At 49.6% G+C, this 25,908-nt stretch carries 23 protein-coding genes; 20 read left to right on the forward strand and 3 right to left on the reverse strand.

The window, feature by feature from the left end; genetic code table 11:
• The first annotated feature begins 11 nt into the window (after positions 1-11).
• The 10 genes from tsf to IZU26_RS04835 all read left to right on the forward strand — a co-directional run bounded on the left by tsf (position 12) and on the right by IZU26_RS04835 (position 8,578).
• The gene (tsf, locus tag IZU26_RS04790) at positions 12-845 is read left to right on the forward strand and encodes a translation elongation factor Ts (protein WP_433277197.1); all 834 of its coding nucleotides are present in this window, start codon (positions 12-14) and stop codon (positions 843-845) included.
• A gap of 100 nt (positions 846-945) precedes the next feature.
• Entirely contained in the window at positions 946-1,488 is a 543-nt protein-coding gene (gene frr / locus IZU26_RS04795; protein WP_021495410.1) for a ribosome recycling factor, read from the forward strand.
• Positions 1,489-1,499: 11 nt separating this feature from the next.
• Positions 1,500-2,201, forward strand: coding sequence for a polyprenyl diphosphate synthase (gene uppS, locus IZU26_RS04800; RefSeq protein ID WP_038080709.1), 702 nt, complete (start codon positions 1,500-1,502; stop codon positions 2,199-2,201).
• A 27-nt stretch (positions 2,202-2,228) separates the two neighbouring features.
• Positions 2,229-3,083, forward strand: a complete 855-nt coding sequence (locus tag IZU26_RS04805) for a phosphatidate cytidylyltransferase (RefSeq protein WP_310823913.1) — start codon at positions 2,229-2,231, stop codon at positions 3,081-3,083.
• A complete protein-coding gene (locus IZU26_RS04810) occupies positions 3,080-4,162 on the forward strand; it encodes a 1-deoxy-D-xylulose-5-phosphate reductoisomerase (protein WP_433277200.1) in 1,083 nt (360 codons plus the stop codon). The genes IZU26_RS04805 and IZU26_RS04810 overlap by 4 nt, the downstream gene beginning before the upstream one ends.
• Positions 4,159-5,283 (forward strand): M50 family metallopeptidase, encoded by a 1,125-nt coding sequence (locus IZU26_RS04815; protein WP_433277202.1) that lies wholly within the window; start codon positions 4,159-4,161, stop codon positions 5,281-5,283. The genes IZU26_RS04810 and IZU26_RS04815 overlap by 4 nt, the downstream gene beginning before the upstream one ends.
• Before the next feature lie 10 nt (positions 5,284-5,293).
• Positions 5,294-7,267 carry a hypothetical protein gene (locus IZU26_RS04820; RefSeq protein ID WP_433277204.1) on the forward strand — a complete coding sequence of 658 codons (1,974 nt, stop codon included), beginning with the start codon at positions 5,294-5,296 and terminating at the stop codon, positions 7,265-7,267.
• Positions 7,268-7,381: 114 nt separating this feature from the next.
• Positions 7,382-7,837, forward strand: coding sequence for a hypothetical protein (locus tag IZU26_RS04825; protein WP_433277206.1), 456 nt, complete (start codon positions 7,382-7,384; stop codon positions 7,835-7,837).
• A 41-nt stretch (positions 7,838-7,878) separates the two neighbouring features.
• The gene (locus IZU26_RS04830; protein WP_016520121.1) at positions 7,879-8,199 is read left to right on the forward strand and encodes a nucleotidyltransferase family protein; all 321 of its coding nucleotides are present in this window, start codon (positions 7,879-7,881) and stop codon (positions 8,197-8,199) included.
• Positions 8,183-8,578: a HEPN domain-containing protein gene (locus IZU26_RS04835; RefSeq protein WP_038080711.1), complete on the forward strand. Its 396-nt coding sequence runs from the start codon at positions 8,183-8,185 to the stop codon at positions 8,576-8,578. The genes IZU26_RS04830 and IZU26_RS04835 overlap by 17 nt, the downstream gene beginning before the upstream one ends.
• A 50-nt stretch (positions 8,579-8,628) precedes the next feature.
• On the opposite strand, the gene glgA is transcribed toward IZU26_RS04835, so the two are convergent.
• Together glgA and IZU26_RS04845 are read right to left on the reverse strand one after the other, a co-directional pair.
• A complete protein-coding gene (gene glgA, locus IZU26_RS04840; RefSeq protein ID WP_433277210.1) occupies positions 8,629-10,113 on the reverse strand; it encodes a glycogen synthase GlgA in 1,485 nt (494 codons plus the stop codon).
• 42 nt (positions 10,114-10,155) lie between these two features.
• Positions 10,156-11,349, reverse strand: a complete 1,194-nt coding sequence (locus tag IZU26_RS04845) for a pyridoxal phosphate-dependent aminotransferase (RefSeq protein WP_433277212.1) — start codon at positions 11,347-11,349, stop codon at positions 10,156-10,158.
• A 171-nt stretch (positions 11,350-11,520) separates the two neighbouring features.
• Here IZU26_RS04845 and IZU26_RS04850 point away from each other — a divergent pair, with 171 nt between their 5' ends.
• From IZU26_RS04850 to IZU26_RS04895, 10 genes are all read left to right on the forward strand, one after another.
• On the forward strand, positions 11,521-12,249 hold the full coding sequence (locus IZU26_RS04850; protein ID WP_310823927.1) for a DUF6675 family protein: 729 nt from the start codon (positions 11,521-11,523) through the stop codon (positions 12,247-12,249).
• 15 nt (positions 12,250-12,264) lie between these two features.
• Entirely contained in the window at positions 12,265-13,215 is a 951-nt protein-coding gene (rfbD, locus tag IZU26_RS04855) for a dTDP-4-dehydrorhamnose reductase (protein ID WP_433277215.1), read from the forward strand.
• 132 nt (positions 13,216-13,347) lie between these two features.
• A complete protein-coding gene (locus IZU26_RS04860) occupies positions 13,348-14,628 on the forward strand; it encodes an extracellular solute-binding protein (protein WP_021329972.1) in 1,281 nt (426 codons plus the stop codon).
• 139 nt (positions 14,629-14,767) lie between these two features.
• The gene (locus tag IZU26_RS04865; protein WP_310823931.1) at positions 14,768-15,595 is read left to right on the forward strand and encodes a PHP domain-containing protein; all 828 of its coding nucleotides are present in this window, start codon (positions 14,768-14,770) and stop codon (positions 15,593-15,595) included.
• Between the two features lie 31 nt (positions 15,596-15,626).
• A complete protein-coding gene (locus IZU26_RS04870; protein ID WP_433277218.1) occupies positions 15,627-16,553 on the forward strand; it encodes a carbohydrate ABC transporter permease in 927 nt (308 codons plus the stop codon).
• Between the two features lie 24 nt (positions 16,554-16,577).
• Complete coding sequence (locus tag IZU26_RS04875) at positions 16,578-17,459, forward strand: carbohydrate ABC transporter permease (protein WP_021329951.1); 882 nt, start codon at positions 16,578-16,580, stop codon at positions 17,457-17,459.
• Between the two features lie 407 nt (positions 17,460-17,866).
• The gene (locus IZU26_RS04880; protein WP_310823990.1) at positions 17,867-18,799 is read left to right on the forward strand and encodes a hypothetical protein; all 933 of its coding nucleotides are present in this window, start codon (positions 17,867-17,869) and stop codon (positions 18,797-18,799) included.
• A gap of 103 nt (positions 18,800-18,902) precedes the next feature.
• Positions 18,903-21,605 (forward strand): transcription elongation factor GreA, encoded by a 2,703-nt coding sequence (greA, locus tag IZU26_RS04885; protein WP_433277221.1) that lies wholly within the window; start codon positions 18,903-18,905, stop codon positions 21,603-21,605.
• 103 nt (positions 21,606-21,708) lie between these two features.
• Positions 21,709-24,156, forward strand: a complete 2,448-nt coding sequence (locus IZU26_RS04890; protein WP_433277222.1) for a hypothetical protein — start codon at positions 21,709-21,711, stop codon at positions 24,154-24,156.
• Positions 24,153-25,103, forward strand: a complete 951-nt coding sequence (locus IZU26_RS04895) for an MBL fold metallo-hydrolase (RefSeq protein ID WP_433277224.1) — start codon at positions 24,153-24,155, stop codon at positions 25,101-25,103. Before IZU26_RS04890 ends, IZU26_RS04895 begins: the two co-directional genes overlap by 4 nt.
• A 47-nt stretch (positions 25,104-25,150) precedes the next feature.
• Here the strand turns inward: IZU26_RS04895 and tpiA are convergent, their stop codons facing one another.
• Positions 25,151-25,900 carry a triose-phosphate isomerase gene (tpiA, locus tag IZU26_RS04900; protein ID WP_433277226.1) on the reverse strand — a complete coding sequence of 250 codons (750 nt, stop codon included), beginning with the start codon at positions 25,898-25,900 and terminating at the stop codon, positions 25,151-25,153.
• Positions 25,901-25,908 lie beyond the last annotated feature (8 nt).

Consider the following 25,908-nt stretch of genomic DNA (forward strand, 5'->3'; position numbering starts at 1 on the left):
GAGTTACGATAATGAATATTAAAGCATCGGATATTAAAACGCTGCGTGAAACGACGGGCGCCGGCATGATGGATTGCAAGCGCGCGCTTGAAGACACGAACGGCGATATCGACAAAGCGACCAAGCTTTTAAAAGAAAAGGGGCTGGCCGCCGTTGCAAAAAGAGCCGACCGCGCGACCGCGGAAGGACGCATTTACATTCAGAGAAAAGGAAACAAGATCGCGGTCGTCGAACTCGTGTGCGAAACGGATTTCGTTTCCAAAAACGAAGAATTTACAGCTCTCGGACAAAAGCTCGTTGATGTAACCTTTGAAAAAGGCTACACGAAAGTGGAACCGGAGCATTCCGATATGCTAACCGTTTTTGCGACGAAGGTCCGCGAAAACATGTCCGTGCGCCGCGTATCGCTTATCGACGTGCCGGAAAACGCGGTTGCGGGCACTTATGTCCACAGCGATTTCAAAACGGGCGCCGTTTGTATCGTTAAAGGGTCGACGGATCCGAAAGTACAGGAATTCGCAAACGACTGCTGTCTGCACATGGCGGCTTTTACGCCTGCATATATCACGCAAAAAGACGTTCCCCAGTCATATATGGACGAGCAGATGGAAATATTTACCAAGCAGCTCGATCAGGATGAAAAGATGGCGTCAAAACCGCAAAATGTCAAAGACGGCATCTTAAAGGGTAAACTGAAAAAGCATCTCGAAGAAGTGTGCTTTGTCGATCAGATGTTCGTCAAAGACGACAAAGTGAGCGTCGCGGCAAAACTCGCGGAAGTATCGAAAGAAGTCGGCACCCCGCTCGAATTCGGAGAAGTGCATCTCTACGTTCTCGGGAGATAGAGGCACGCTGCAAAGCGTTCGTGAGCTTTTTCGCGTGCGCTTTGCCATGCGTTTGTTTTAACGAACCTTTCTAAAACTATATTTTCTACCGGAGGCAGTAATGGCAGACAGTGAAGAGAAAATGCAAAAAGCGATACATTCGCTTACCGATACTTTTGCCGCGATCAGAACGGGACGCGCGAGTGCAGCTCTTTTCGACAAAGTGCGCGTCGACTGCTACGGGCAAAAATCGCCGCTCAACCAAGTGGCGACGATCGCGATTCCCGAAGCGAGGGCGGTCGTCATTCAGCCCTTCGACAAATCGCTCATCGGTGACATCGAAAAAGCGATCCTGGCTGCCGACCTCGGCTTAAATCCGTCGAACGACGGCAAAGTGATCCGCATCGCGATTCCGCCGCTCACGGCCGACAGGCGCAAAGAGCTCGTCAAACAGGCGAAAGCCGACGCGGAAAATTACCGCACGCAGATCCGCAATATCCGCCGAGACGGAAACGATGCGCTCAAAAAACAGCAAAAATCGGGAGAACTTACCGAAGACGGTTTGAAAGCCGAAACGGACAAATTGCAAAAGCTTACCGACAAATATATCGCCGAAATACAAAAGCTTTACGATGCAAAAGAAAAGGAAATACTCGAAGGTTGACTTCACTCGATATGAGCCGCCTGCCTCGCCACGTTGCTATCATCATGGACGGGAACGGCAGGTGGGCTGAAAGACAGCATAAAAACCGCAGTGCAGGGCATTATGCGGGCGCCGAACAGGCGAAAAAAATTGTCGGAGCCGCTTCTGCTCTCGGCATCGAATACGTTACGCTCTATATTTTTTCGACGGAAAACTGGAAGCGCACCGCCGAAGAGACGGGTTATCTCATGAGCCTTATTAAAAATCACTTGAGGGCGGAATTCGCATTTTATAAAAAAAATAAAATACGGCTTTTGCACTTGGGCGATATCGCAGGTCTTCCCGAAGATATCCGCAAAGAGATACGGAGCGCGACGGCGGAAACGGCGCACTTTACCGGAACGACGCTCGTCATGGCGATCAATTACGGAGGCAGGGACGAAATTGTGCGCGGCGTAAAAAAACTTATCGAAGCGCACGCATACGCATCGGCGGACGAAATCGATGAAGATGCTCTCTCTTCTTCATTCGATATACCCGATCTGCCCGACGTCGACTTATTGATCAGAACGGGCGGCGAAAAGCGACTCAGTAATTTTCTTTTGTGGCACGCCTCCTATGCGGAGCTTGTGTTTACGGATACGCTGTGGCCGGACTACGGCGAAGACGAATTGTACGGTCATATCGAGCAGTTTCAAAAGAGAACGAGACGGTTCGGCGCAGTGCTTGCATAAGGGAATTTTTAGTTGGAGGAAAGCGCGATGCCAAAACTCGTACAACGGCTTTTGATTTTCTTTATCGGCATACCGCTCGTGATCGGTCTTGTCTTTGTTCCGTTTTTTCACGAACTGCCCTTTCACATCGCCGTGTGTACTTTTTCGTGTATCGGCAGTTTGGAACTCTACGATATGTTTTCAAAAAACAGTCCCCTTTTGCCGAAGCCCCTCGTCGTGTTTTTAAATCTTTTGATTCCCGTTTCGACATACCTGTGTGTATGGTATGTCCTCCCCTTCGGCATCGTAACGGCCGTATGCATTGCGGGCGCGTGCATCCTCATGGCCTACGATGCGCTTACGGTAAAGACCTTCGAACATTCGAACACAGCAGTTTCTCTTTCCGTATCGATTTTATTGTATACGGGCTACCTCATCACGTTTATTTCTCGAATGACGGCCTATGAGTACGGAAGCTTTTACATCGCCGTATTTTTGTGGATGACCTTTATCTGCGATTCGGTCGCCTGGCTTTTCGGCATGCTGTTCGGAAAAAACAACCGAGGCGTCATCGCTGCAAGCCCGAATAAAAGCGTTGCGGGTTTTGCAGGCGGCTATGTCGGCTGTATCCTCGCCTCGCTCATCGCGCAAAGATTCCTGCCGCATATATTTCCGGGTTCTCTTTGGAAATCGGTTTTATTCGGCACCCTCGTCGCAAGCGCCGCAATCGTCGGAGACCTCGCCGAATCGGTGTTTAAGCGAAGCGCAAACGTAAAAGATTCGGGCGGCATTATGCCCGGCCGCGGCGGGGTTTTGGATTCCATCGATTCGCTTTTGTTTGCAGCTCCCGTATTTTATCTTTCGCTCCGCCTGCTCTACGGAGTTCCGATCTTTTTACGATGAAAAAGGTTTTCGTTTTGGGCTGTACCGGCTCCATCGGTACGAGCACGCTCGACATCATTAAAAATATGCCCGAACGTTTCCGTGCGTGCGCCCTCGCCTCTCATACGAGCCGCGAAAAAACCGAAAAGCTCGCTTCGTCTTTCGGCTGCGATTTTACGCTTACGGCCGATGATCCGCACGGCATCGAGCGCCTCATAAGGCAAACGCGCCCCGACATCGCGGTAAACGGAATAGCCGGAAGCGCGGGTCTCCTTCCGTCGAAAGCGGTGCTCGAAGCGGGAGTAGATTTGGCACTTGCAAATAAAGAAACCGTCGTCATGGCGTGGCATCTCATACAAGCTCTCGCACAAAAGTCGGGCGCTCGCATCATCCCCGTCGATTCGGAGCATTCTGCGATTTTCAGCCTCATCGAAAAAATCGGTAAAGAAAATATCGCCCAAATCCTCATAACCGCAAGCGGCGGTCCTTTCCGCACATACGCAAAAGAAGCTCTTGCTCGCGTTTCGGTTGAAGACGCCCTCGCCCACCCTACATGGAAGATGGGCAAAAAAATCACGATCGATTCGGCGACGCTTGCAAACAAGGGGCTTGAAGTGATCGAAGCGTGCCGCCTCTTCGACGTATCGCCCGAAATCGTAAAAGTCGTCGTCCACCCCGAAAGCATCGTACATTCGCTCGTGCGTACAAAGGACGGCATGCTCTACGCCCAGCTTTCCGATCCCGACATGAAACACCCGATTCTTTCGGCGCTTACGTGGCCCGAAACGGCGGAAAATTATCTTCAAGCTTTCGATCTCTTTGACAAAACGCTTTCGTTTTTCCGTCCGCGTACCGAAGACTTTCCGCTCCTTGCATACGCGTACGAAGCGGCAAAACGAGGGGCATCCTATACGATCGCATACAATGCCGCCGACGAAATCGCAGCCCTCGCATTCCTCGACGGAAAGCTCTCGTTTACCGACATCGCCCGCGTCGTTCGAAACGTGCTTGACGAAGATTGGACAATGTTACCCGAAAGCTTCGAAGACGTTTTTAAAGCGGATGCAAAAGCGAGAGCTCTTGCAAAAACTCTGATATGAAATGGATTTACGGCATCGTCTGCCTCGGTTTTTTGGTTTTTTTTCACGAACTCGGACACTTTCTCGCAGCGAAATTATTCGGCGTAAAAGTCGAATCTTTTTCGCTCGGTTTCGGTCCCGCCCTATTGCATAAAACGATCGGCGGTACCGACTACCGTTTATCGCTTTTGCCCCTCGGCGGGTACTGCGGCATGAAAGGAGAGCGCGATTTTCAAGCAGCGCTCGACTCCTCTTCTCCGCGCATCGAAGCTGAGCGCGATTCGCTCTACGGTATCAACCCGCTCGGACGCGCTCTCATCGGATTCGTAGGTCCCTTTTTCAACGCGCTCTTCGCGTTTGCGGCCTTTTCGATCATCGCGATGACGGGCTATACGTATTATTCGTATACGGCAAAGATAAAGCTTGCGGACGAAACCCTCCCCGAAGTGCATTCACCTGCGAGGAAAGCGGGATTGAAAACCGGCGACACTATCGTATCGATCGGAGGAAAACCCGTCGAAGATTTTTCCGACATCATCCGGGAAGTTGCGTCGAACCCCGACAGGGATTTACATATAGTCGTATTGCGTAACGGCGAGGAAATTTCCTACATCGTTCACAGCGATTTCGACAAATCGACCGGGAGCGGAAAGATCGGCGTCACGCCTTTTTCGAACGAGCCGATAATGCGCGAAGCGAAACGTTATCCGTTTTTTAAAGCGCTCGTTGAGGGGATAAAGCGGACGGGAGAAACGCTTTCGCTTACCGTAAAAAGCATAGCGCTTTTATTTAAAGGAGCCGACGTGCAAAATGCGATTTCAGGTCCCGTCGGTGTTGCAGGTATGCTCGGAAACACCGTTGAAGACGGGTTCGGCGCGGGGTTCAGACAAGGCATCACGGCGATTTTGGAACTCATGGCCTTTATCAGCATTTCGCTTTTTATCATGAACCTGCTTCCGATACCGGTGCTCGACGGTGCTTTGATTTTCTTCGCGTTCGTCGAATTCGTTTGCCGCCGCCCGCTCAATCCGAAAATACAATATTACGCGCAGTACGCGGGGCTCGCGATTATCGCATCCCTTTTCGTACTCGGCATGACAAGCGATATACGGCGCTTCACTGCGGCGCTGCAATCGCACTAGGGTAACTGTTATGAAAAAATTATTAAAAGGTTCAATTTCGACTTTTCGAAAGCTCGGATTTTTTCAATCGTCTCGTGCATTTGCAGCTCCTTTCAAAGTACGGCATACTGTATTTTTTGCGGCAGTCCTTTTAAGCGCGCTGCCGCTCGCATCGGAGTCTCACATTTCGAATCAAAAGCATGAAGGTGAAGTCAGGGCGATTTCCGCTTCCCGCGACGGAAGTGCGTTTTTTACGGCGGGCGACGACGGATTTTTAATAAAATGGACGGGCGACGATCAGGGCGAACATTATCAAATTTCGGATATGAGCGTAAAACTCTGTGCCCTCGCCCCCGACGGTAAAACGATCGCCGCATACGAAACGGACGGAGGACTCGTAAACCGCGTGAGCGTATGGGATTTCGACACGCTCAAAAGAAAATACGCACGGCGCTTTTCGGACGCGGTAACGTCTCTGTCGTTTTCCGCAAAGGGCACCTATGTCATCGTCGGAACGGCTTCCGTCGAAGGGGCGATCTTTTTGCGCGCTTCGGACGGACGCGTCGCCGACGTCTTAAAAGATTCGACCGGTATCGTTTCCTACGCCGCGACGAGCGCATCTGAAAAAACGCTGTGCACGTATTCGCCCGTCGGCTTTATTTCCTATTACAATATGCTCGACGGAAAACTCAAACGGCGATTGAGCTGCGAATCGAACCTTTCGGATATTGCATCCTTCGACAACGATATGTTTTTGGCAGGCACGAAAAACGATACGGTGTACGCCGTGTCGGCGCTTTCGGGAAAAACGACCGCTTCCGTTTCAGCCCGCGATCCCGTGCTCATAACAGGCGCCGACGATAAAGACCTGTACTATATCGCAAGCAGTGCATCCCGAACGTACGCGCTTTCGATGCTAGAAAACCTCGGCAACAAAACGTTTTCATCTCCCCGCATTTTGAAAAACTTCAAATCGCTTCCGAACGGAGAAGCGATCCGAGCGGGTGCAAAAACGGGAGATGAAATCGCCCTCGCCTCTTCAGGCGGTAACGTATTTCGAACGACGATTTTTCCCGACACGGCGCTCCTCTCGCTTTCCCCGCTCACCGACGATGCCTACGAAACAATTTCCGATGCGGCGAGCGCGGAAGACGGTTTTTATTTTTTGACGCGCGATGCGTTCTATGCCTCATCCTACGATACCGGCACCGTCGATAAACGCGCATCGAATGACGCACACACGAATATGAGCGTCTGCGAAGGGGGCGTTATCCTGTGGTCGCGGGGTACGCGGCGGCCGGTCGAATATTTCGATTTTACGGAAAACAAAACGTTCAGGCTTTTTATACCCGAAAGCGCTGTCCAATCCGTGCGCGCATTCGGAAATGTAATTTTGGAAATGGAAAGCAACGCCGTCGTCCGCGCCTATTACAGGGACACGGGTGAAATCGAAGAGCTCTATGCGGGTACGGGACTGCAGGATGCCCTCATCTCCGGCGATACGCTCTATGTCGCAAAGTCGTCTGCGACAAATCCGCCGTCCGCCCTGCTCAGCGTCGATATGCGCACAAAGGAAATCGTGCCGCTTAAAATCGCTGCCGATGTCGTCTATGCGCTTTCAACGAGCGACGAAGAATTGTACGGCATCGCCCTTCAGTCCGACGACGAAAAAAAGACGACGAATCTTTTTTCGTATACTCCGGCGCTTTCGAAAACGACGATGCTTTTAAAATTGAACGATGAAGATACGGGCGCTTTTACGTACTTTCACAACGGACACGTTTTTACGGATATAGGCAGCGAAAAACTGTATTCGTACGATCTTTCTCGGAAAAAAAGCGTCGCCTACGGCCGCTCCGCATCGCTTCCGGTAAAAGCCGTACAAAACGGAGAGCGCATCGCAGTGCTGAATCGAGACGGAAGTATTTCGTGGTACGATACGGGAAAAACCGAAGTGCTCGCCGATTGGTATTTGTCAAAAGACGGCACGTGGTACGAGTTTTAAGAAACTCGGGACAATTACATCTCTTGACAGTTGTTGTATTCCCCGTAGTATTGCAGTGCATGCGCTTGCCGCGGAAGCGCAATCGCATTACAAAACTTTTACAGGGGGATACGTATGTGTACTGAATGCTACGCCGACGAAGACAGGGTAACGCCGCTTTTGAATCCGGAAGAATGTTTGAAAAACCACACACAATACATCTGCGGAACGTGCGGACGGTGTATCTGCATCGACCGCACAAAAAACGGATTGCAGCGCTGGAACTTTCCGTTTAAATCTTCGGCGATCGCAAAATTGTATGTGCGGGCGGCCGATTACACTATGAAAAAGAGCTGCGGCATATATGAAATCAAAAGCGCTTCGGGAAGAATTTTTTATAAAATATTTTCGGATGAAGCAGAATTGAAAACCTATTTGCAAAACAGCAAAGATAAAACGTACAGCGGAAAAAAACCTCTTTTTTCTCAAAGCCGCTACCGCGAATTTCCGAACACGCAAGTGCGGCGCTTGAGCGATGATGAAGCGTTACACTATATGGACGAACGCAAAACGCGGCAAAACCGGCGCTGATACCGTTGCCGCCGCTTGCGTTTTCGTGGTATCATAAAGCGATGATTACGGAAGAGATTAAACGGATAACGGAAAAAATCAAAGAGGCCCTCGATCCCGAACGCATCTATCTTTTCGGTTCGTATGCGCGCAACGAAGAAACTGAAAAGAGCGATTATGATTTTTATGTCGTTGTCGATGAGGAAAAAGGAAATCCTTTGCTTTTGTGTGATAAAGCTTATTCGGCAATTTTCGATATACAAGAAAAACCGTGCGATGTTATCGTAAATCATAAGTCGAAATTCGATATACGAAAATATCGTCCGACACTCGAAAAAACAGTTGCAAATGAAGGTGTATTGCTTTATGAAAAACGATCTTAAGCAAGACGTAGCAGAATGGCTTCACGTAGTCGATATGGACAGGAATACCGCTTATCACCTTTTTAAAACCATGCATCCCAAACCTTTGGAAATCATCTGCTTTCACTGTCAACAGGCTGCAGAAAAAGCGATAAAAACTCTGTTCATAGTATACGAAATTGAAATTATTAAAATACACGATTTGGGAATGCTTATTAAAACGATACAACCAAAAATAGCGTTTCCCGAAACAGTGAAACTTTCTGCTATCAGTTTAACAAAATTTGCTGCGACTTTTCGATACCCTGACTATCCTGATATCGATGAAGAGCTTACAAAAAAGGCACTCGCCGATATGGATGTCGTAGTCGATTGGTGTAAAGGACAAATCGAAGCTTAAAATACGCACTGCTGCGGCATTTTCGAAAACTGATATTTCCTGCAATGCCGCTACCGCGAATTTCCGATTCCCGCACCGCGCGCAAGGGCTTCTTTATAGACGGCAACGTATTGCTCCGCCGATTTTTTCCAGCTGAAATCTTTTTTCATGCCGCGTTTTCGCATTTTGGTGATGTGCTCTTTTTTGTTGTAATACGCGTAGACCGCCCAACCGCAAGTGTCGAACACGGCGGAAGGCGTCAAGTTGTCGAACATAAAGCCCGTACCCTCCCCCGTCTCTTCGTCATACTGTTCTACCGTGTCGGCGAGTCCGCCCGTACGGCGCACGATCGGAAGCGTGCCGTACAAAAGCGAATACATTTGATTTAACCCGCACGGCTCGTATTTCGACGGCATTAAAAAGAAATCACTGGCGGCTTCGATAAGATGGCTTAAGCTTTCATCGTAGCCGATATATGCGCGCATATTCGGAAGCTTCGACTGAAGCGAGAGTATTTCGTTTTCACACCACTTTTCTCCGCTTCCGAGGATCGCAACCTGCACGTCGATTTCGCTGCACAGGCGGTACATACAGCCGTATGTCGGCGCAAAGAGTTCGGCAATGCCCTTTTGGTCGGCGAGGCGCGTTACGATACCGATGACGGGAACGGCATCGTCTTCAGGGAGCTTCATACGTTTTTGCAGCTCGCGTTTGCATACCGCTTTTTTTTCAAGAGACGTTTCGTCGTAATTTACGGGGATGAGCGGATCGGTTTTCGGATTCCACACGTCCTCATCGATTCCGTTTAGGATGCCGCGAACGACGTCGCCCCTTACGCGCAAAAGCCCGTCCATACCGAAGCCGCCTTCGGTCGTTTGGATTTCTTTCGCATAAGTCGGGGACACCGTCGTAATCATGTCGGCGGAAGATATGCCGCCCTGCAAAAGATTGATGCCGCCGTTGTGTTCGAGTCCCGCGCCGTAATACAATCCCCAATGAATACCGAGAGAAGGAAACCAATCTTTTGCGTATTGCCCCTGATAGCCTAAATTGTGAATCGTCAAAACGCTCGCCGTCTTTGCAAAGAGGTCGTTTCGGATGACGTGCTTTAAAATGATCGGAGCGAGGGACGCCGACCAATCGTGCGCGTGGACGATATCGGGATACCATCCGAGCTTTCGGCACAGCTGGAAAGCGCCGTGGCACAAAAGCGAAAAACGGTACGGATTGTCGTGAAAATCGGTTTCCGCCTGTGTACCGTACACGCCGTCGCGCCCGAACGCACCTTCGTGGTCGAGAAAATAAACGCCGACCTTTGACGAAGGCAGCGCGCTTTCATAAACGCCGACCCACGATTCCGAAGTTCCCGCAGCGACGGCGAGCGGGCCGGGGATCGCCTGCAATTTTTTCCGGTCGATTTTATAATAGCGCGGCATGACGATCTTTACATCGTGTCCGAGCTTTGAAAGAGACAGCGCCAAAGCGGACACCATATCGGCAAGTCCGCCCGTCTTTGCAAAGGGCACCGCTTCCGCCGTCACCATAAGGATTTTCATATCGCCTCCCGTAAAAAACTGATATCGTGTATGCCGCCGCGCTCAAGCTTGGTCGTGCACCGCCTTATAAAACGCATCGCGCGAATCGATAATCGTCCGCTCGCTCACGCAGTACGCGATTCGAAACCAGCCCTCTCCTCCGAAACCGCTTCCCGGCGCGCACAGGATATTGTATTTTTTTAAATGATTCGTAAACGCAAGATCATCACCATTCCACGCATCGGGCACTTTCACAAAAAGGTAAAATGCGCCGTCGGGTTTCGCATACTCAAGTCCCGCGTAATCCATGATCTCTTTTAAAAGCGTGCAGCGTTTTTCATACGGCGAATAATCGCACGGTGCGTTCCACGAAGAAGCGACAACTTTTTGAAAAAAAGCAGGAGCGTTGACGTAACCTAAAATACGTGTCGAAAAAATCGCTGCGGCGATAAAGACATCGGCTTCCGGACACGCGGGATTCAAAACGAGATATCCGATGCGCTCTCCCGGCAAACTCAAATTTTTTGCAAAAGATGTAACGATGACGGCGTTTTCGTACAGCGGAAATACGGGCGGAACTTTTTTGCCGCCGTAGGTGATGGCGCGGTACGGTTCGTCGCAGATGAGGTAAGGCATGCGTCCGCATTTTTTTCCGTGTTCGCGAAGGGCGGCAGAAAGAGACGCGATGTCGTCTGCCGAATAGATACGCCCCGTCGGATTGTTCGGAGAATTGATCAAAACTGCGGCGGTTTTTTCGGTAAGCGCATTTACGATCGCATTACAGTCGAGCGAAAAATCGGATTTCGTTTTTACGCGTACGATAGTGCCCGCATGATTTCGAATATAGTGATCGTATTCGGTAAAATACGGAGAAGGCACGATCACTTCATCTCCGGCATTTAAAATCGATTTTAAGACGACGTTGAGTGCACCCGCAGCTCCGCATGACATAACGACGTGCTGTGCTGAAACGAGTACGCCCTGTTCGGCTTCCGTTTTTTTTGCCATCGCTTCGCGCGCAAAAAGATAACCCGCGTTTGGCATATAACCGTGAGCGCCGTGAGACCTATCCGAAGCGATCCGCTCTATCGCTTCGGCGACGCTGTAAGGCGGATCCAAATCCGGATTTCCGAGACTGAAATCGTATACGTTTTCGGCTCCGTATTTTTTTTTGAGCAGCGCTCCTTCTTCGAACATTTTGCGAATGACGCCCGCTTTGGGACTTTCAACCGAATCCCGTATATATGCCGCTATCATGCGTCCAGTATAGCACAAATATGCGCGTTTGCGTAACTCGCCCGCATTGCATCACGTAAAGGGTACCTCTAAAAGCTTGGTTGGACTTTTAGAGGTGCATCGAGTTTTTAGCTGTACCCAGTAACTGTCTTGCGGCCCAACTGTTTACTCAGTATAATGCAAATCACACGTATGAAAAAAACAATATCGATTTCGTTTTTTTTCGCCGCAGTCTGCGCTTTCGCCGTATCCGCACTTCCGTTCAACAATAAGCTTTCTAAAGCGGAACTCGCCGATCTTGAAGACGGTAAAATCGTCGTGCGCAACATCAGCCATGCGTCGAATATGTGCCTCGAAGCGTCGAGCGAAAGCGCGCAAAAAATCATACGCGACATATACGCTCTCAATCCGTCGTATCTTGCCGAAGTGATCCAAATCAAGCCTTATGCCGGCAACGAAGATTTGCCTGCCCGCCTCGAAGACACCCTGATGAACATCTCCGATTACATCGGTATTCCGTATTATTCGGAACGGCATGAACGGTACTACGATCTCTATTCCGCGGCGGAAATCAAAGACGATTTTATCGGTGCAGACGGCCTTACCCGCGAAGTAAAAGCCGACTTGACGATGGAACCTTTCGGTCGTATCGAAACGTCGATTACGATCACCGCACCCGGCGACTACGTATACTACCTTTCGACAAACGACAATACGCTCATATATGAAGATCGATTTAAATGTGTCAAACCGAAAAATATGAAATCCGCAATTTTACTGTTCCGCGACGGCGACAACTGGATTTTATACGGCGCAGGCGGCGTCAAAGCGATAAAGATTATTTTTTTTGAAAAGCGCATCGAAACGTCGTTTATCAATCGCATAAAAACGTTCTGCAATTTTATTTTCGAAAAACTCTAATCGAGGGCGCTCCGTATGTTGTGGCTTATCGGTTGTAAGGGGATGCTCGAACGCGAATTCGCGCATCAGCTTTCGGAAAAAAGGATTCCGTTTGTCGGTACGGGAAGCGACGTCGATATCGCCGATGCCGAAAAGCTCGACGCTTTTGTCGATAAAACCGAAAGCGCATCGTATTACGCTTCGCGCAATGATGTAAAAAAAGATAATAAAATCGATTGGATCATAAACTGTGCGGCTTACACGGCGGTCGATAACGCCGAAGACGAAGCGGAAAAAGCATACCGCACAAACTGCACCGGTGCGCTCAACATCGCTCGCACGGCGCGCTCGCACGGCGCAAAGCTCGTTCATATTTCGACCGATTACGTATTCGACGGAAAAGGCCGCAGTCCGTATACGGAAGACGTGCCGAAATCTCCTATAAACATATACGGTAAAACGAAGGCGGAAAGCGAAGACCTTATCGCTCAGGCGATGACGCAATACTATATCATCCGAACGTCGTGGCTTTACGGTTCAGGCGGCCGTAATTTCGTATATACGATGACGCGCGCGATGAACGAAAGGGAATCCGTCAGCGTCGTAAACGATCAAAGGGGAGCGCCGACTTTTTGCGGAGATCTCGTATTCGCCGTTATAAAATTAATAAAAAAAGAGATGGGTGCTACGAGTCTGTTCGGGAAAAAAAGCGCGGCTCCCTACGGCATCTATCACTTTTCGAATTCCGGGGAGGCGACGTGGTTCGAATTCGCGTGCGCGATCCGTGACTGCGGAAAAAAATACGGCAGAATCACGCACGACTGTGCCGTACGGCCGTGTTCGTCGGACGAATACAAAACGAAAGCCGTGCGACCGGCTTATTCCGTTCTCGACTGCACAAAGATCGAAACGGCGCTCGGCATCAAAATCCCTTCGTGGAGAGCAAGCCTTGAGCGCTTTATAAAAAGCGGCAGATTTGACGCTTAGCCGACCAATCGCCGCCGATTTCGAATTTGATGAACCTCGACATTCGATCTTTTAATTTTTTATTGCACGTTTTTTGCTCTTGTAGTATACTTATATGGATATAGTTTTTCCAAAACATGGAGGAAAGAAAATATGAAAAAAATGATGATGCTGTGCGCACTTGCCGCCGCAGCGCTCATGGCGACGTCGTGCACTAAAAAGCCCGAAGCCGTCACCATCGAGTTTTGGACGCATGAAGATGCAAACCGCCAAAAGCTTGAAGACCGCTACATTCAGGAATTTACGGCTTCTCATCCTAACGTCACGGTAAACGTAACGCGGCAGGGCGCCGCAAAGCTCATCGAGCTCGTTCAGACGGCTTTTGCCGCCGGAAGCGGTCCGACGATGTTCAACCTTTCGATCAACGATGAATACCCCTACATTACGGCAGGGAGAGTCGCTGCGATGAACTACAAAGCGGCAGGCTATAAAGACGCATCGGAAGTCATCAATGCGTATGCTCCGAAAATGCTTGATCCCGTCACGGTAAACGGGCAAGTATACGGACTCCCGCTCGAATTGACGAACTGGTGTATCTTTATAAATAAAAAAGTGTTCCGCTCCGCAGGTCTCGATCCCGAAAAGGATTATCCGAAAACGTGGGAAGACATGGTAAAAATTTCCCAAAAGATCGTCATTCGAAACGGTGACATCATCACGAGGCGCGGCTACGACTTCCGTTACAAATATTATCTCGAAAACAACGTTCCGATGGTGGAACAGCTGGGCGGACAGCTCATCAGCGACGACGGCAAAGAAGCGATCGTCGGAAAGGACGCATGGATCGCATTCCTCACGTATATGCAGCAGTGGGGGCCGAACGGTTTGAATCTCGGCTCACCGACATACAAAGCGGGACGCTCGGTGTTCAACGCGGACAACAACGATCTCGCGATGTGCTCGACCGGTTTGTATCAGGAAGCGCGCATCAAACACGATAACCCCGCATTCTACGAATCGGGCGAATGGATGGTCGTTCCGTATCCGAAATTTGAAAACGCCGTCAAAGACGTCGCAGCCTGCTATTACGGTCACTATTACATGGTCAATGCCGATGCGACAAAAGCCCAACAGGAAGCGGCATGGCAGCTCATCTCCTATATGCTCAGCCACGGTGACGAGTATCTTTCACAGGTCAATATCATCCAGCCGACGACGGCGCTTTTAAACAGCGACACGTTCAAAAATATGCCGTATTCCAGCGTATTCGCAGATGATCTCGAACGCGGTCACATCGTGTATTACGGTGCAAACTCAACCGCGATCCAGAGCGCGCTCGGAACGGCGGTACAGAGCGTTATGCTCCAAAACGTATCACCTGAAGACGCCTATAACACGCTCAAAAAGACCGTTCAGGAATTGATCGAACAGTAATTCTCATGTACAAAACACCGGCCCGCAAGCCTCTTCGGCCGGTGTTTTGTACTATAAACGGAAACGGCGTTTTTTACCGCAATTATTAAAATACCGATTACCTTATTAACGGCAAAGCCTGTCAGGGCAAGGGCATCACGTGGATTTTTTTACGCAGGATGAAGTGAATCTTCATACGCATTGCAAATACTGCAGGCATGCCGTCGGCGAAGTGCAAGACTATGTCGATGAAGCGAGAAAAGACGGAATCAAAGTGCTCGGCATGAGCGATCACTGCCCCGTGCCTGACGACAGATGGCACAGCGCCCGTATGTTTTATTCCGAACTCGACAGCTATCAAAAAGACTGCGAAAACGCGATCGGCAATGCAGGCGATATGCACATCTTCCGCGGATTTGAAACCGACTACCACAGAGACTACGTTTCGTATTATCGCGACGAACTGCTCGGTGAACGCGGCTTCGACTACCTTTTGCTCGCAGTCCACAATTATTATGCGCCGGACGGAAGCGATATCATGATTCCCGAATGCCCGATAAACGACAAAGGCGCGTTACACGTATATACGAAAACGCTTATCGAAGGCATGCAGTCGGGATTGTTTTTATATGCCGTGCACCCCGACCTCTTCGCCGCATCCTATCTCGAATGGGATGCCGAAGCGAAAGCGTGTTCCCGCGACATCCTCGCATGCGCCGAGTCGGTGCACATGCCGATTGAAATAAACGGTCAAGGTATCCGCGCCAAAAAAGTCGTATCATCGAGCGGCGAACGATACCGTTATCCGATACAGGAATTTTGGAATCTCGCCGCGGAATACGACGTACCTATCGTCACTGCAGCCGACTGCCATAAACCGGAAGATATGCTGACGTCGAGAGCGGCGTGCAAAACAATCGCGGCAAAAGCGAATCTCACGTTTGCGCGATATGCAATTGACGAAAACGGAAACATCATCATACAATAGAGTACCTCAAAAAATTACGGAGGAATTAAAAATGGCTAAAACCGCTAAACGTTACAGCATCGAAAAACAACAGGCGCGGTGGGGATTTGCGTTTACCCTGCCGAGCCTCGTTTTTTTTGCCGTATTCAGTTTTTATCCGATCATCAACGCGTTTATCACGAGCCTTACGAACAAACAGGCGATTTCGCGGACGTCGAAATTCGTCGGCTTGCACAATTACGTGTATCTCTTTACGCGCGACAACGGCGGATTTTCGCTCTTAAACTCCATGCGGGCGACCGTCACGTTTACCTTCGGCACCTTTGTTCCGATGGTCATCCTTGCGCTTATACTTGCAGTGCTGCTCATGCAGCTCCGCCGCTCGTCGCAAAAAGGCTTTTTCCAAATTTCGTTCTATATGCCCGCCGTTCTTTCGTCCGTCGTCGCCGCCGCAATTTGGATGATCCTCTTCGATCCGCGAGGGCTGTTCAATCAACTGTCGAATGCGATCTTATTTACAGAAGGAAAAGATTATCAGTGGCTTACCGACAACACCATGCTGCAGATTTCAACCATGATCGTATACTTTTGGAAATATATCGGCTATTTCGTCATCCTGTTTATCACGGGACTCGCTTCGATTCCGCCTTCGATTTACGAAGCGGCGACGGTAGACGGATCGAACAAGTGGCATTCGTTTTTTCACATCACGCTGCCGCTTTTAAAACCGACGATCGTGCTCGTATCCATCATGGCGATGCTTCAGTGCTTGAAAACGTTCAGCACGCAGTACATGTTCGCGCAGGGAGGTGCGGCGCGTCATCCCATCGACGTCATCACGATGAATATCTACTTTACGGGTATCAGAAACGGCCAGCTCGGCAGAGCGAGCGCCATGTCGATCATATTGTTTTTGATAATGCTGCTGTTCACCTACCTGCAATTCACGCTGTCGAAAACCGACGATGTGGAATATTAACAAACGAATTTTATTGGAGTCGGTATGAATACAAACAAATATGTCGGAAGAGTCGGTATCGGAGAAATCGTCGCGTGGATAGCGCTTTTTATCGTATTCTTTTTTACGATAACGCCCATTCTCTTTATGTTCGTCGCATCGTTTATGGATGCGCGCCAAATACTCGCAATGCCCTTTCGCTGGATTCCTTCCCGCGCGTATTTTACAAACGAAAACAGAACATTTTTAACGAATTTTATTAAAGCGATTTTCGGCAACAACCAAAATCCCATCTATATGCGTAATATTTTAAACTCGCTCATCGTCGCACTTTCGTGCGCGGCGACGACGGTTTTGCTCGCTTCTCTTTGCGGTTACGGACTTGCGAAATTCAAATTCAAATCGCGCAACCTCATCTTTATGTCGATCATGGCGACGATGATGATTCCGTTCGAAGCGATTATGATCCCTCTGTACATGGTCGCAACGAGCATGCGCATGATAAACACCTACCAAGGACTCATCATTCCCTTTCTCGTGTCGGCTTTCGGCGTCTTTCAAATGAGGCAATATCTCCTCACCTTTCCGACCGAATACCTCGATGCGGCGCGCGTCGACGGCTACAACGAATTCAACATCTACAGCCGCATCGTTTTGCCGAACTGCGGACCGGTCATAGCCACGCTCGGCATCCTTTCGTTTAGAAACCAGTGGGATAATCTTTTGTGGCCGCTCCTCGTCGCACAGAGCGAAAAGATGAAAACGATTCCGCTGTACATCACGAAATTCAGCGAAGAAAAACAAACCGATGAAGGCGCTATGATGGCGTGCGCGCTGCTCGCGTCGATTCCGATGTTTATACTCTTCGGCGCTCTGTCGAAATACTTTATCGGAGGAGCGGAAGTTTACGAATCGAGGAAAGGATAAAAAAAGCCGATAAAGAGCGCAGCACAAGAATTTTCTAACGGCCGCGTACTCGCGTCGGTAATTTTTTAAGTAATGAATAGTAAAAGTGCTGTCTTAAAACTCGGTTATTTTTTCGACAGCCCATCGAGTTTAAAATTAACTCGTTATATCGTAATGACTTAATTTTAAACATCGCATATAAGTTTTTGAACAGCCTCTTAATGACGCTTTCTGCCTCATGCTCTCACTCTAGTGCATTATCGATTTTTTAAACAGGCTCGGTAAAATTGATTCCCGTGAACTGACGGTTCAGGGGCTGTCAGGGGCTTGACAGATTTCGCTAAAGCGGGTATAAACATTAGTTTATTTTCGCTGCCAAACTATAATTGACTAAAAAAAATCGTTTTGCTATAATGAAAATTGTGGCTATGAAAATTCAAACGGAAGCCGGGCTCAAAAAAGTCATCGCCTGTATGGAACGCACCGATCCCGAACAAGCGCAAAAAATACTTGAAAATCTGTTTGAAGACGAATTCGACTGTACTGAGCTCGTGTTTACCGCCGACTGCTGCAATTTTTGGATTCCGTATATACGGCAGTTGGATGCTACGGAAAATGCGTTTGAACGCGGCGAAAGCCTCCTTTCCGATTGGAAACGGTTTCGCGCTTTTCTTTCGCGCAAAGCGAACGTATACCGTCCGGCGGTCGAAGCGATAGACCGCGGCGTTTTTTCGCTCGCCTTTGAAAATTACCGGCAGCTGTTCGACGAGCGCGATAACTCGCAAAAAGCGGAAATCTACCGTAAAGCGGGTTTGTGCTGCAAAAAGCTCGGTAAATTCGAAGACGCGCAGGAATGCCTTACCGTCGCGAACAATGCGCAGCCGGGGCTTCCTTCGGTGCTCGCCGAACTCGCCGACTGTTTTGCGCTGTGCGGACACGAACGAAACGCAAAAGTTCTGTTCCGCGAAGCGTTTTTTATCGATCCGGCGAAAATCGACGCGAGTTTTCTCGACTCGGAATTGATTCGGGTATTAATCGAAAAGACAGCGGAAAAAGGCTACACGGGTACGGCGCTCTTGCAGTGGATTCCGGTATACGGAGTGCTCTACGGCGTTTTTAATGTACGGCGGGAACTTAAGCTGCAGGAGATCAGCAAATTAAAACAGGAAATCTACGCGATCGAAACGGAGATGAAAGATCCTTCATGCGATTCGGCGAATCTCACACCGCGCCTCATCAATCTGTATTTTTGGCTCATCGATCACTACCTCATGTCGGACGACAATTCGAAGCCGGTGAACGATACGCTGCTGAAGATAAAAATACTGGATTCGGGGATTTACGAACAGTACGTCAAATGAGGGGCAAAACGGCTGCCGATGCGGGCTATAAAACCGAGGATGTCTGAAGCGAAAACGGCACAAGTATTATTTATAAATTAATAATTTCGATAAGGAGTTTTGTATGGCAGATGAAAATCTCGTGACACAGGTTAAAAACATGCTCAAAGAGGAAACGTGGACACGGGCTGCGATCAGTAATTATACAAAGAACAATCTCACCGAACTCGCCGATATCGTGGCAAAAGCGCGGGAAGCCGGATGCGCCGACGAACTGCAGCAAATCTGCGACGAACACCTCGCGCACACGAAAGACAGCATCATCGCGCTGTACCTGTCGGGCATGGTGTCGCTCGGCAAAGGCGCGCTCGACAATTCTTCTCTCGAAAACCTTGTCGACATCTTTCAAAAAAATCATAAAGAAAACATCGTCGTCTACCTCTGCGAAACGATCCTCGCAGACGACCCGAACAACAAATTCGCTCTTCGTACGCTCGCCGATTGTTTGCGCGCGGACAACAGCGACAAAGTGTGGGAACTCTACGAAAAGATCGTAAAGCTCGATTTCGAAGAAGCGGATTTGGCAAAGCTGCTCGCCGAACACGCAGAAGCGGCAAACGATACGGAAACGGCGATCGACTACTACAAAAAAGCGCACCTGCGCTATATTACCGCAAAAAACATGAACGCGGTAAAAGAAACGTGGTCGCGCCTCGTCCAGATCATTCCCGAAGAGATCGATTTTTTTATGCTCGCCAAACGGAAGATCGCAAAGACGATCAGCGAAGAGCGCAGCGCCGTCCTTATGCAGGAATTGTACACGTGGTATAAAGACAATAAAAAATGGGACACGGCGATCGATATCTTAAAGCAGATCCTCGAAATCGACCAGCACGATACGTGGGCGCGCAAAGAGCTCGTCGACTGCTATCGCGGAAAATACGAAGGACGGGCGCATCTCGAAGACTATATCCGCTCGTCAAATCTGTCGCAAAGTTTTCGCAACGTATTCGAAGCGCTCAACGACTTCGAAAAGCACATAGCCTTCGATGCGAAAAGCTACGTGTACCACCGCACGTGGGGCGTCGGTATTATCCGCTCGGTCGAAGACGATACGCTGAAAATCAATTTCGGAAAAAAATACGGAGTACGCCCTATGTCGCTCAAGATGGCCGTGAGCGCACTGCAGCCGCTGTCGAAGGATCACATCTGGGTACTCAAAGCGACAAAAAAGCACGAAGAACTTGCCAAAAAAGTAAAGAGCGATAAAGAATGGGCGCTTAAAACGATTATTCAAAGTTTCGGCAACCGCTGCGATTTGAAGCGCATCAAAGCCGAACTCGTCGATGACGTTCTCGCTGCGGAAGAGTGGACGTCGTGGAACAACGGGGCTAAGAAAATCCTCGAATCGAATCCGCATTTCGGCGTCGACACGAACGATATCGATATGTATACGGTACGCGACCACGACGTGAGCAAAGACATAAAACTCGCAAACGAATTCAAAGCGCAAAAGCAATTTTTTCCGCGAATCGATATATTTATGCGCTTTGTCGAAGACGACGAAACGGATAAAAGCGGCGAAACGTTCAACGAAATGCTCTCCTACTTTATCGGCTTTGTAAAATCGATTTCGCACGTCAACGAACAAGTCGTCGCTTCCTTTTTGACGATCCGAAAAATCAATATGCTCGTTCCCGCTTCGACCTATCAAATCAAATTTACATTCAAGGATTTATACGACAAAATCGAAGAGCCGCGCAAAATGTACCTTTCGCTCAAAGATACGAAAAACACGACGCTCCGCGAAGATTTTATTAAAAACGTAAAACTGCTTTCCGACTGGGACAAACAGTACGTGCGCCTTTTCCCGACGGTGCTCAGCCGCTCCATGCTCACGTCTCTCATCAATGCCGGAAAGACGAATATGGTGCAGCGCCTCGCTTCCGATTCGTTTGACAATTTCAAAGACAACCGTCAAGCCGTTTTGTTTTTTTTCCGTGAATGCAGAGACGATGATTGGTTTAAAGACGCCGGCATTTCGTATGAAAAGCAGCTTATCGCGCTGATCAATATCGTCGAACTCACGTACCGCGAAATCAGCAATCACGTCAATACGACGGAAAATAAAAAGATCAATGCGGTCGCGATCGATCTGCTGTTCTCAGGCGACACGCTTATCGGCTATATGCTCGAAAACAACGAAGACACGGTAAAGCGCATGTACACGCTCGTCGCGGATATTGCAGACCTCGACCCTGCAAAAAAGGCGCAGCTGAGAAACAAGATTCTCGAAAAGTATCCCGACTTCAAATTTCAAGCGTCCGAAGAAAAAGCTTCGATGCAGCAGCGCGGCATGCTCGTTACGGCGAAAAAGCTCGAAGAAAAAAAAGCGCAGGAAGAGCAGATTCGTACCGTCGATATTCCGAAAAACGCCGAAGAGATCGGCGAAGCGCGTTCTCAAGGCGACTTAAAGGAAAACGCGGAATACAAAGCCGCCCGCGAACACCAGCATTTTTTGAACGAGCGGCTTAAAACGCTGCAAGAGGAAATCGGGCGTTCGGTCGTATTCGACCCGACGACGATCACGACGGCTTTCGTTTCGTTTTCAACGACGGCGACGCTGCACAACAACGAATCGAACGAAGACGAAACCTACACGATTTTCGGACCGTGGGAATCGGATCCCGACAACAACGTCATCTCGTATATGTCGCCATTCGGCAATGCGCTCATGGATAAAAAAGTCGGCGAGCATGTCGTCTTTACGATCAACGATCACAATTACGATTACACCGTAAAAGAGATAAAAGCGGCGAAAGCGTAATCGAGGAAAATCGAGGCTGTCTCAAAAGTCGGTTACTTTTTCGACAATCTCGACTCCCTTATGTAAAACCGCATCACGCTTTTCGGTGCGACATTTTAGACGTATGAAATATCGAAGACTATTGCCGCTCGCCCTTATCCCCCTCGCGGGGGTCTTTATCGTTTTTTTATACGGCAAAAAAATAATCGGAGCACACATGACGGAAGGCACTTCATCGGTCAATACGACGGACGCAAAAAGACGGGCGGTTTCGGAAAGCGATATAAACGGAAACCTTCCGCGCCGCGTTTTTGTTGCAACGCTCACGCAGACTTTTTCGCGCGGCTGGGAGTTTTGCCTCTCGGACGGAAAAATCATGATAAAAAAAGCGGGAAGCGAAAATTGGGCGCTCTTTCAAGGAACGGGACTCCCCTTTCCGAAAAAACGGCGCATCGCACACGGCGAACGCTTCGACATACCGAAAAAAATCGTCGAAATCGCGGCCGACGACGATATGCTGCTCGCTTTCGACGATGAAAAAAAAATGTTCGTCTGCCCGATCGCGTCGAACCGCGTCGACAAAAAATTCGTGTGGACGAACGGTTTCGGCTGGCCGGAAAAAAAGCAGCTTGTGCAAAACGATCTCGTCGCACATAAGCGCGGCTGGGCGACCGGCACGAGGAGATCGAGCATTGAATGGTATACCGACCGCTTCGGTAACGAACACAATTGGGGAACGATGGGCGTTACGACCGTTTACTTTCTCAGCGAAAACGGACGGGAAATACGCTTTACCGATTCGGGGCTTCCGACCGATTTAAGCGATACGATCCTCGGCCCTGAGCGCGGCTCTTTTACCGCGCAAAACATCAGTGCGAGCGGTTCTACGCTTTTTCTCATCGGAGACGACGGCACGATGTACACGCGCCTCATCGATTACGACACGATGGGAAGCGACCCGATGTTTTTCAAATACACCTATGTCGCCGAAAAGCAGCGATACAAAGGCAGCGATTACCGTTCCAATTTTACGCGCTGGGGACTGCCGAACGAAGATTGGCGTAAACAGCCCGACATCAAGCTTTCGGGAAATGCGCGCCTTTCAAAATATATCTGCATATTTCAAAACGGCAAAGGAAACGATGCGCGCGTTCTTCGCGTTGCGGGTACCGATCCCGCGGGAAAAGCCGGTTTTTATTATAAAAATTTAACCGATTCCGAATGGCGCTTCGAGCCTTATCCGCTCGTCCTCTCCCCTGCGGCTTTTCTTTCGGGCGCAAAAGCGGAAGCCGAAAAGAAAAACGAATATTCGTATGTCGGCACCGTCGCGCAAAACGGCAAAACGATAAACGGCGTCACCTGTTCCGTAAGCGATATGACGCTTACGAGCGAGGGTTCGTGTACGCTCGTAGTGAAAAGCGGCGGCGAAGAAAAATCTATTCCGCTCTACCTCGTTACGATGTGGACGTATATGACGCGCTATAATCCGGTGTTCGACGGAACGCCGAAAAGTTTTTTCGCCACTCCTCATTTTTCCGAAACCGATATTTCGGCACAAAACAAGACGTTCGATGCCCTCCTTCACGGCGCGTTCGGAGGTAAAAATCTCGATCTTTTTTCGGCTACCGCGACGGCATGGGGTCCCTACCTCATATTTACATTCGGAAAAAAACCGAACGAGTACACGATATCGCTTAAAGCGACAAAAGCTTCGGAAGCGGAGTTTAAAAAAGAGCGGATGTCAAGCTCGGTACAAAACGAAGCGCTCCGCATCCTCGATACGGCAAAGACGTATACGGCAAGCGACGTGCCGCTTCTCGATAGTATCAGACAAGAAAACGAAAACGCCATCGCAGAAGCCGACGCTCAGATGAAAACCTATCTCAAAGACGCCGCACGATCCGAGCTTTCCCGCTGGGGCTACAATATCTTCGATACGATCGCGGCGGTAACGATGTTGAACCGCGTGGACGTGCCGAAAATTAAAACGATGACATCCTTCGGCGGACAACTCATGGCACAGAATGCGGATAATTTCAAATTCATTTCCATGTTCGAACTGTACGCGAACCCGTATAAAATTTCGGCCGCGCAAAATATCATCGACGAGTGCACTTCGCTCAAAAATCGAATAGCCGAAACGGGCAGCGCGAAAACCGATCCGTTTTTTAAAAATACTTACGGCGAATACTTAGACGCGCTGCATATCCCCGACCTAACCTACGGCACCGTCACCTATAAAAAGAAACGCTACGAAACGACGATACGCAGAATAAGCGCATCGCTTCCCGCTTTGCGCATGGAATACGCCGACGAAACGAATGCGCAGTCCGTCATTATCGAATTCCCGTCGCTCATCGACGATATAAAAAAAGGGCGGGATCCTTTTACCGCCTCCGTCGTTTTCCGAGCGATTTCCGGAAGCGGTTCGGCTTTTATTAAAACCGGTATCCGCTCATACATTATGAGTAGAACGGGCACCTACACGTGGGACGGAAAAGAAGCGAAAATCGAAGTCAATAAATCCTTAAACAAGCGCCTTCCGTTGTTTGCAGGCATGGAACGCAAATGACACCTGACGATTCCGCAAAAACGGCTGACATACGGGAACTCATCCCCGACGTCTACGTGATTCCCGGCGGAACGAACGTCGGCGTCATACGCGTAAAAGACGAAAGCGGATGCGCTCTCTATCTCATCGATTCGGGCGGAAGCGAAAAAGACGCGCGTAAAATCGAAACGATTCTCAACGCTCATTTTACCGACTGGCATCTCCGAGCGGTTATAAACACGCATTCGCATGCCGATCATAGCGGCGGAAATGCCTATTTTGCAGAAAAAACGAAATGCGAAATATGGATGCCCTACCTTGAAAAAGGGAGCGTCGAAAATACGCTTTTACAGCCCTCCATCGCATGGGGCGGCTTTCCGCTTCCCGAACTGCGAGTACCCTATTACGTTCCCGCGCACTGCGAAGCGACACGCGTCATACGCGCCGAAGAGTGCGTCGAGTTTTTCGACGGAAAAAAAATACGCTTTATCGCCCTGCCCGGCCACTATTTTGAAATGCTCGGCGTTATGTGCAAGACCCCCGACGGAAAGTCTGCGTTCTATGCAGGAGATGCCGTATTCGGCAGAAGCGTGATTGCAAAGTTTTCGATTCCGTTTATGCTCGATGTCGCTTCTTTTTTGGACACACTCGAAAAGCTCCGCTCCATACGCGCGGACCGGTACGTGCCGAGCCATGGGGACGCGGTCACGAGGATCGACGAAACGGCGGAGATGAACCAAATCGCCGTTTTACAGACGATAAGCTGCATTATGAAGATATTGAAAAAAAAGCCGCATACGGCTGAAGAATTATTAACCGAAGTTGCAAACGCAAACGGTATTTCGATGAAGCTTCCGCAGTACGTGCTAATCGGCTGTACGCTGCGCTCCTTTCTTACGTATTTGTATGCGGAAGAGCGCATCACGTATGAAATCGCCGATAATAAAATGCTTTGGAAAGTAAGGTAGCTGTCCAAAACTGAAATTCTTGGACAGCTTTCCCCATGCAATTTTTTTTACAGAACGCAGATCGGAACAAAAGTGTCGGCTTTCAGCGCCGCCCCTCCGATGAGCCCTCCGTCGATATCCTTTTGAGAAAGCAGTTCGGCTGCATTTGCCGCTTTCATCGAACCGCCGTACTGGATGATCGTTTCGTCGGCGACTTTTTTGTCGTAGAGCTTTTCGATATGAGCTCTGCAAAACGCGTGGATCGCCTGCGCGTCTTCGGGCGTCGCGGTTTTTCCCGTGCCGATCGCCCACACCGGCTCGTATGCGATCGTAACGTGCGCCATTTCGGCGGCCGTTACGCCTGAAAGTCCCGCATCGAGCTGGAACGCGCACACGCTTTCCGCCTTTCCTTCTTCGCGCTCGGAAAGCAGCTCTCCGATGCACAGCACGACATCGAGACCGGACGCGAGCGCTTTGCGCACTTTTGCGTTGATGAGCATATCGCTTTCGCCGATTTCGTGCCGCCGCTCCGAATGTCCGATGATCACCGCTTGAACTCCGATGTCTTTGAGCATTTCCGCCGACACTTCGCCCGTATGCGCTCCGTTTCCGGTAGAGGCGACATCCTGAGCGCCCAATATGATATTGCTCCCTTTTACAACCTGCGAAACCGCATCGAGATAGACGAAGGGAGGAGCGATCATATACTTGTTCGGTTTGCCTTTCAGCTGCTCAACCAAATCCTTTGCGAGCGCAACCGCTTCGGCTTTGCTCGTATTCATCTTCCAGTTTCCCGCAATATAATGTGTCCGTGCCATAAAAACTC

It is taken from the genome of Treponema sp. SP13 (genome assembly GCF_050938355.1).
GTDB classification, from domain to species: Bacteria; Spirochaetota; Spirochaetia; order Treponematales; family Treponemataceae; genus Treponema_D; species Treponema_D socranskii.

Excerpts from the sequence above, each read along its gene's own strand:
- tsf (WP_433277197.1), top strand. The coding sequence starts at position 12 with ATGAATATTAAAGCATCGGATATTAAAACGCTGCGTGAAACGACGGGC.
- frr (WP_021495410.1), top strand. The coding sequence starts at position 946 with ATGGCAGACAGTGAAGAGAAAATGCAAAAAGCGATACATTCGCTTACC.
- uppS (WP_038080709.1), top strand. The coding sequence starts at position 1,500 with ATGAGCCGCCTGCCTCGCCACGTTGCTATCATCATGGACGGGAACGGC.
- IZU26_RS04805 (WP_310823913.1), top strand. The coding sequence starts at position 2,229 with ATGCCAAAACTCGTACAACGGCTTTTGATTTTCTTTATCGGCATACCG.
- IZU26_RS04810 (WP_433277200.1), top strand. The coding sequence starts at position 3,080 with ATGAAAAAGGTTTTCGTTTTGGGCTGTACCGGCTCCATCGGTACGAGC.
- IZU26_RS04815 (WP_433277202.1), top strand. The coding sequence starts at position 4,159 with ATGAAATGGATTTACGGCATCGTCTGCCTCGGTTTTTTGGTTTTTTTT.
- IZU26_RS04820 (WP_433277204.1), top strand. The coding sequence starts at position 5,294 with ATGAAAAAATTATTAAAAGGTTCAATTTCGACTTTTCGAAAGCTCGGA.
- IZU26_RS04825 (WP_433277206.1), top strand. The coding sequence starts at position 7,382 with ATGTGTACTGAATGCTACGCCGACGAAGACAGGGTAACGCCGCTTTTG.
- IZU26_RS04830 (WP_016520121.1), top strand. The coding sequence starts at position 7,879 with ATGATTACGGAAGAGATTAAACGGATAACGGAAAAAATCAAAGAGGCC.
- IZU26_RS04835 (WP_038080711.1), top strand. The coding sequence starts at position 8,183 with ATGAAAAACGATCTTAAGCAAGACGTAGCAGAATGGCTTCACGTAGTC.
- glgA (WP_433277210.1), bottom strand. The coding sequence starts at position 10,113 with ATGAAAATCCTTATGGTGACGGCGGAAGCGGTGCCCTTTGCAAAGACG.
- IZU26_RS04845 (WP_433277212.1), bottom strand. The coding sequence starts at position 11,349 with ATGATAGCGGCATATATACGGGATTCGGTTGAAAGTCCCAAAGCGGGC.
- IZU26_RS04850 (WP_310823927.1), top strand. The coding sequence starts at position 11,521 with ATGAAAAAAACAATATCGATTTCGTTTTTTTTCGCCGCAGTCTGCGCT.
- rfbD (WP_433277215.1), top strand. The coding sequence starts at position 12,265 with ATGTTGTGGCTTATCGGTTGTAAGGGGATGCTCGAACGCGAATTCGCG.
- IZU26_RS04860 (WP_021329972.1), top strand. The coding sequence starts at position 13,348 with ATGAAAAAAATGATGATGCTGTGCGCACTTGCCGCCGCAGCGCTCATG.
- IZU26_RS04870 (WP_433277218.1), top strand. The coding sequence starts at position 15,627 with ATGGCTAAAACCGCTAAACGTTACAGCATCGAAAAACAACAGGCGCGG.
- IZU26_RS04875 (WP_021329951.1), top strand. The coding sequence starts at position 16,578 with ATGAATACAAACAAATATGTCGGAAGAGTCGGTATCGGAGAAATCGTC.
- IZU26_RS04880 (WP_310823990.1), top strand. The coding sequence starts at position 17,867 with ATGAAAATTCAAACGGAAGCCGGGCTCAAAAAAGTCATCGCCTGTATG.
- greA (WP_433277221.1), top strand. The coding sequence starts at position 18,903 with ATGGCAGATGAAAATCTCGTGACACAGGTTAAAAACATGCTCAAAGAG.
- IZU26_RS04890 (WP_433277222.1), top strand. The coding sequence starts at position 21,709 with ATGAAATATCGAAGACTATTGCCGCTCGCCCTTATCCCCCTCGCGGGG.
- IZU26_RS04895 (WP_433277224.1), top strand. The coding sequence starts at position 24,153 with ATGACACCTGACGATTCCGCAAAAACGGCTGACATACGGGAACTCATC.
- tpiA (WP_433277226.1), bottom strand. The coding sequence starts at position 25,900 with ATGGCACGGACACATTATATTGCGGGAAACTGGAAGATGAATACGAGC.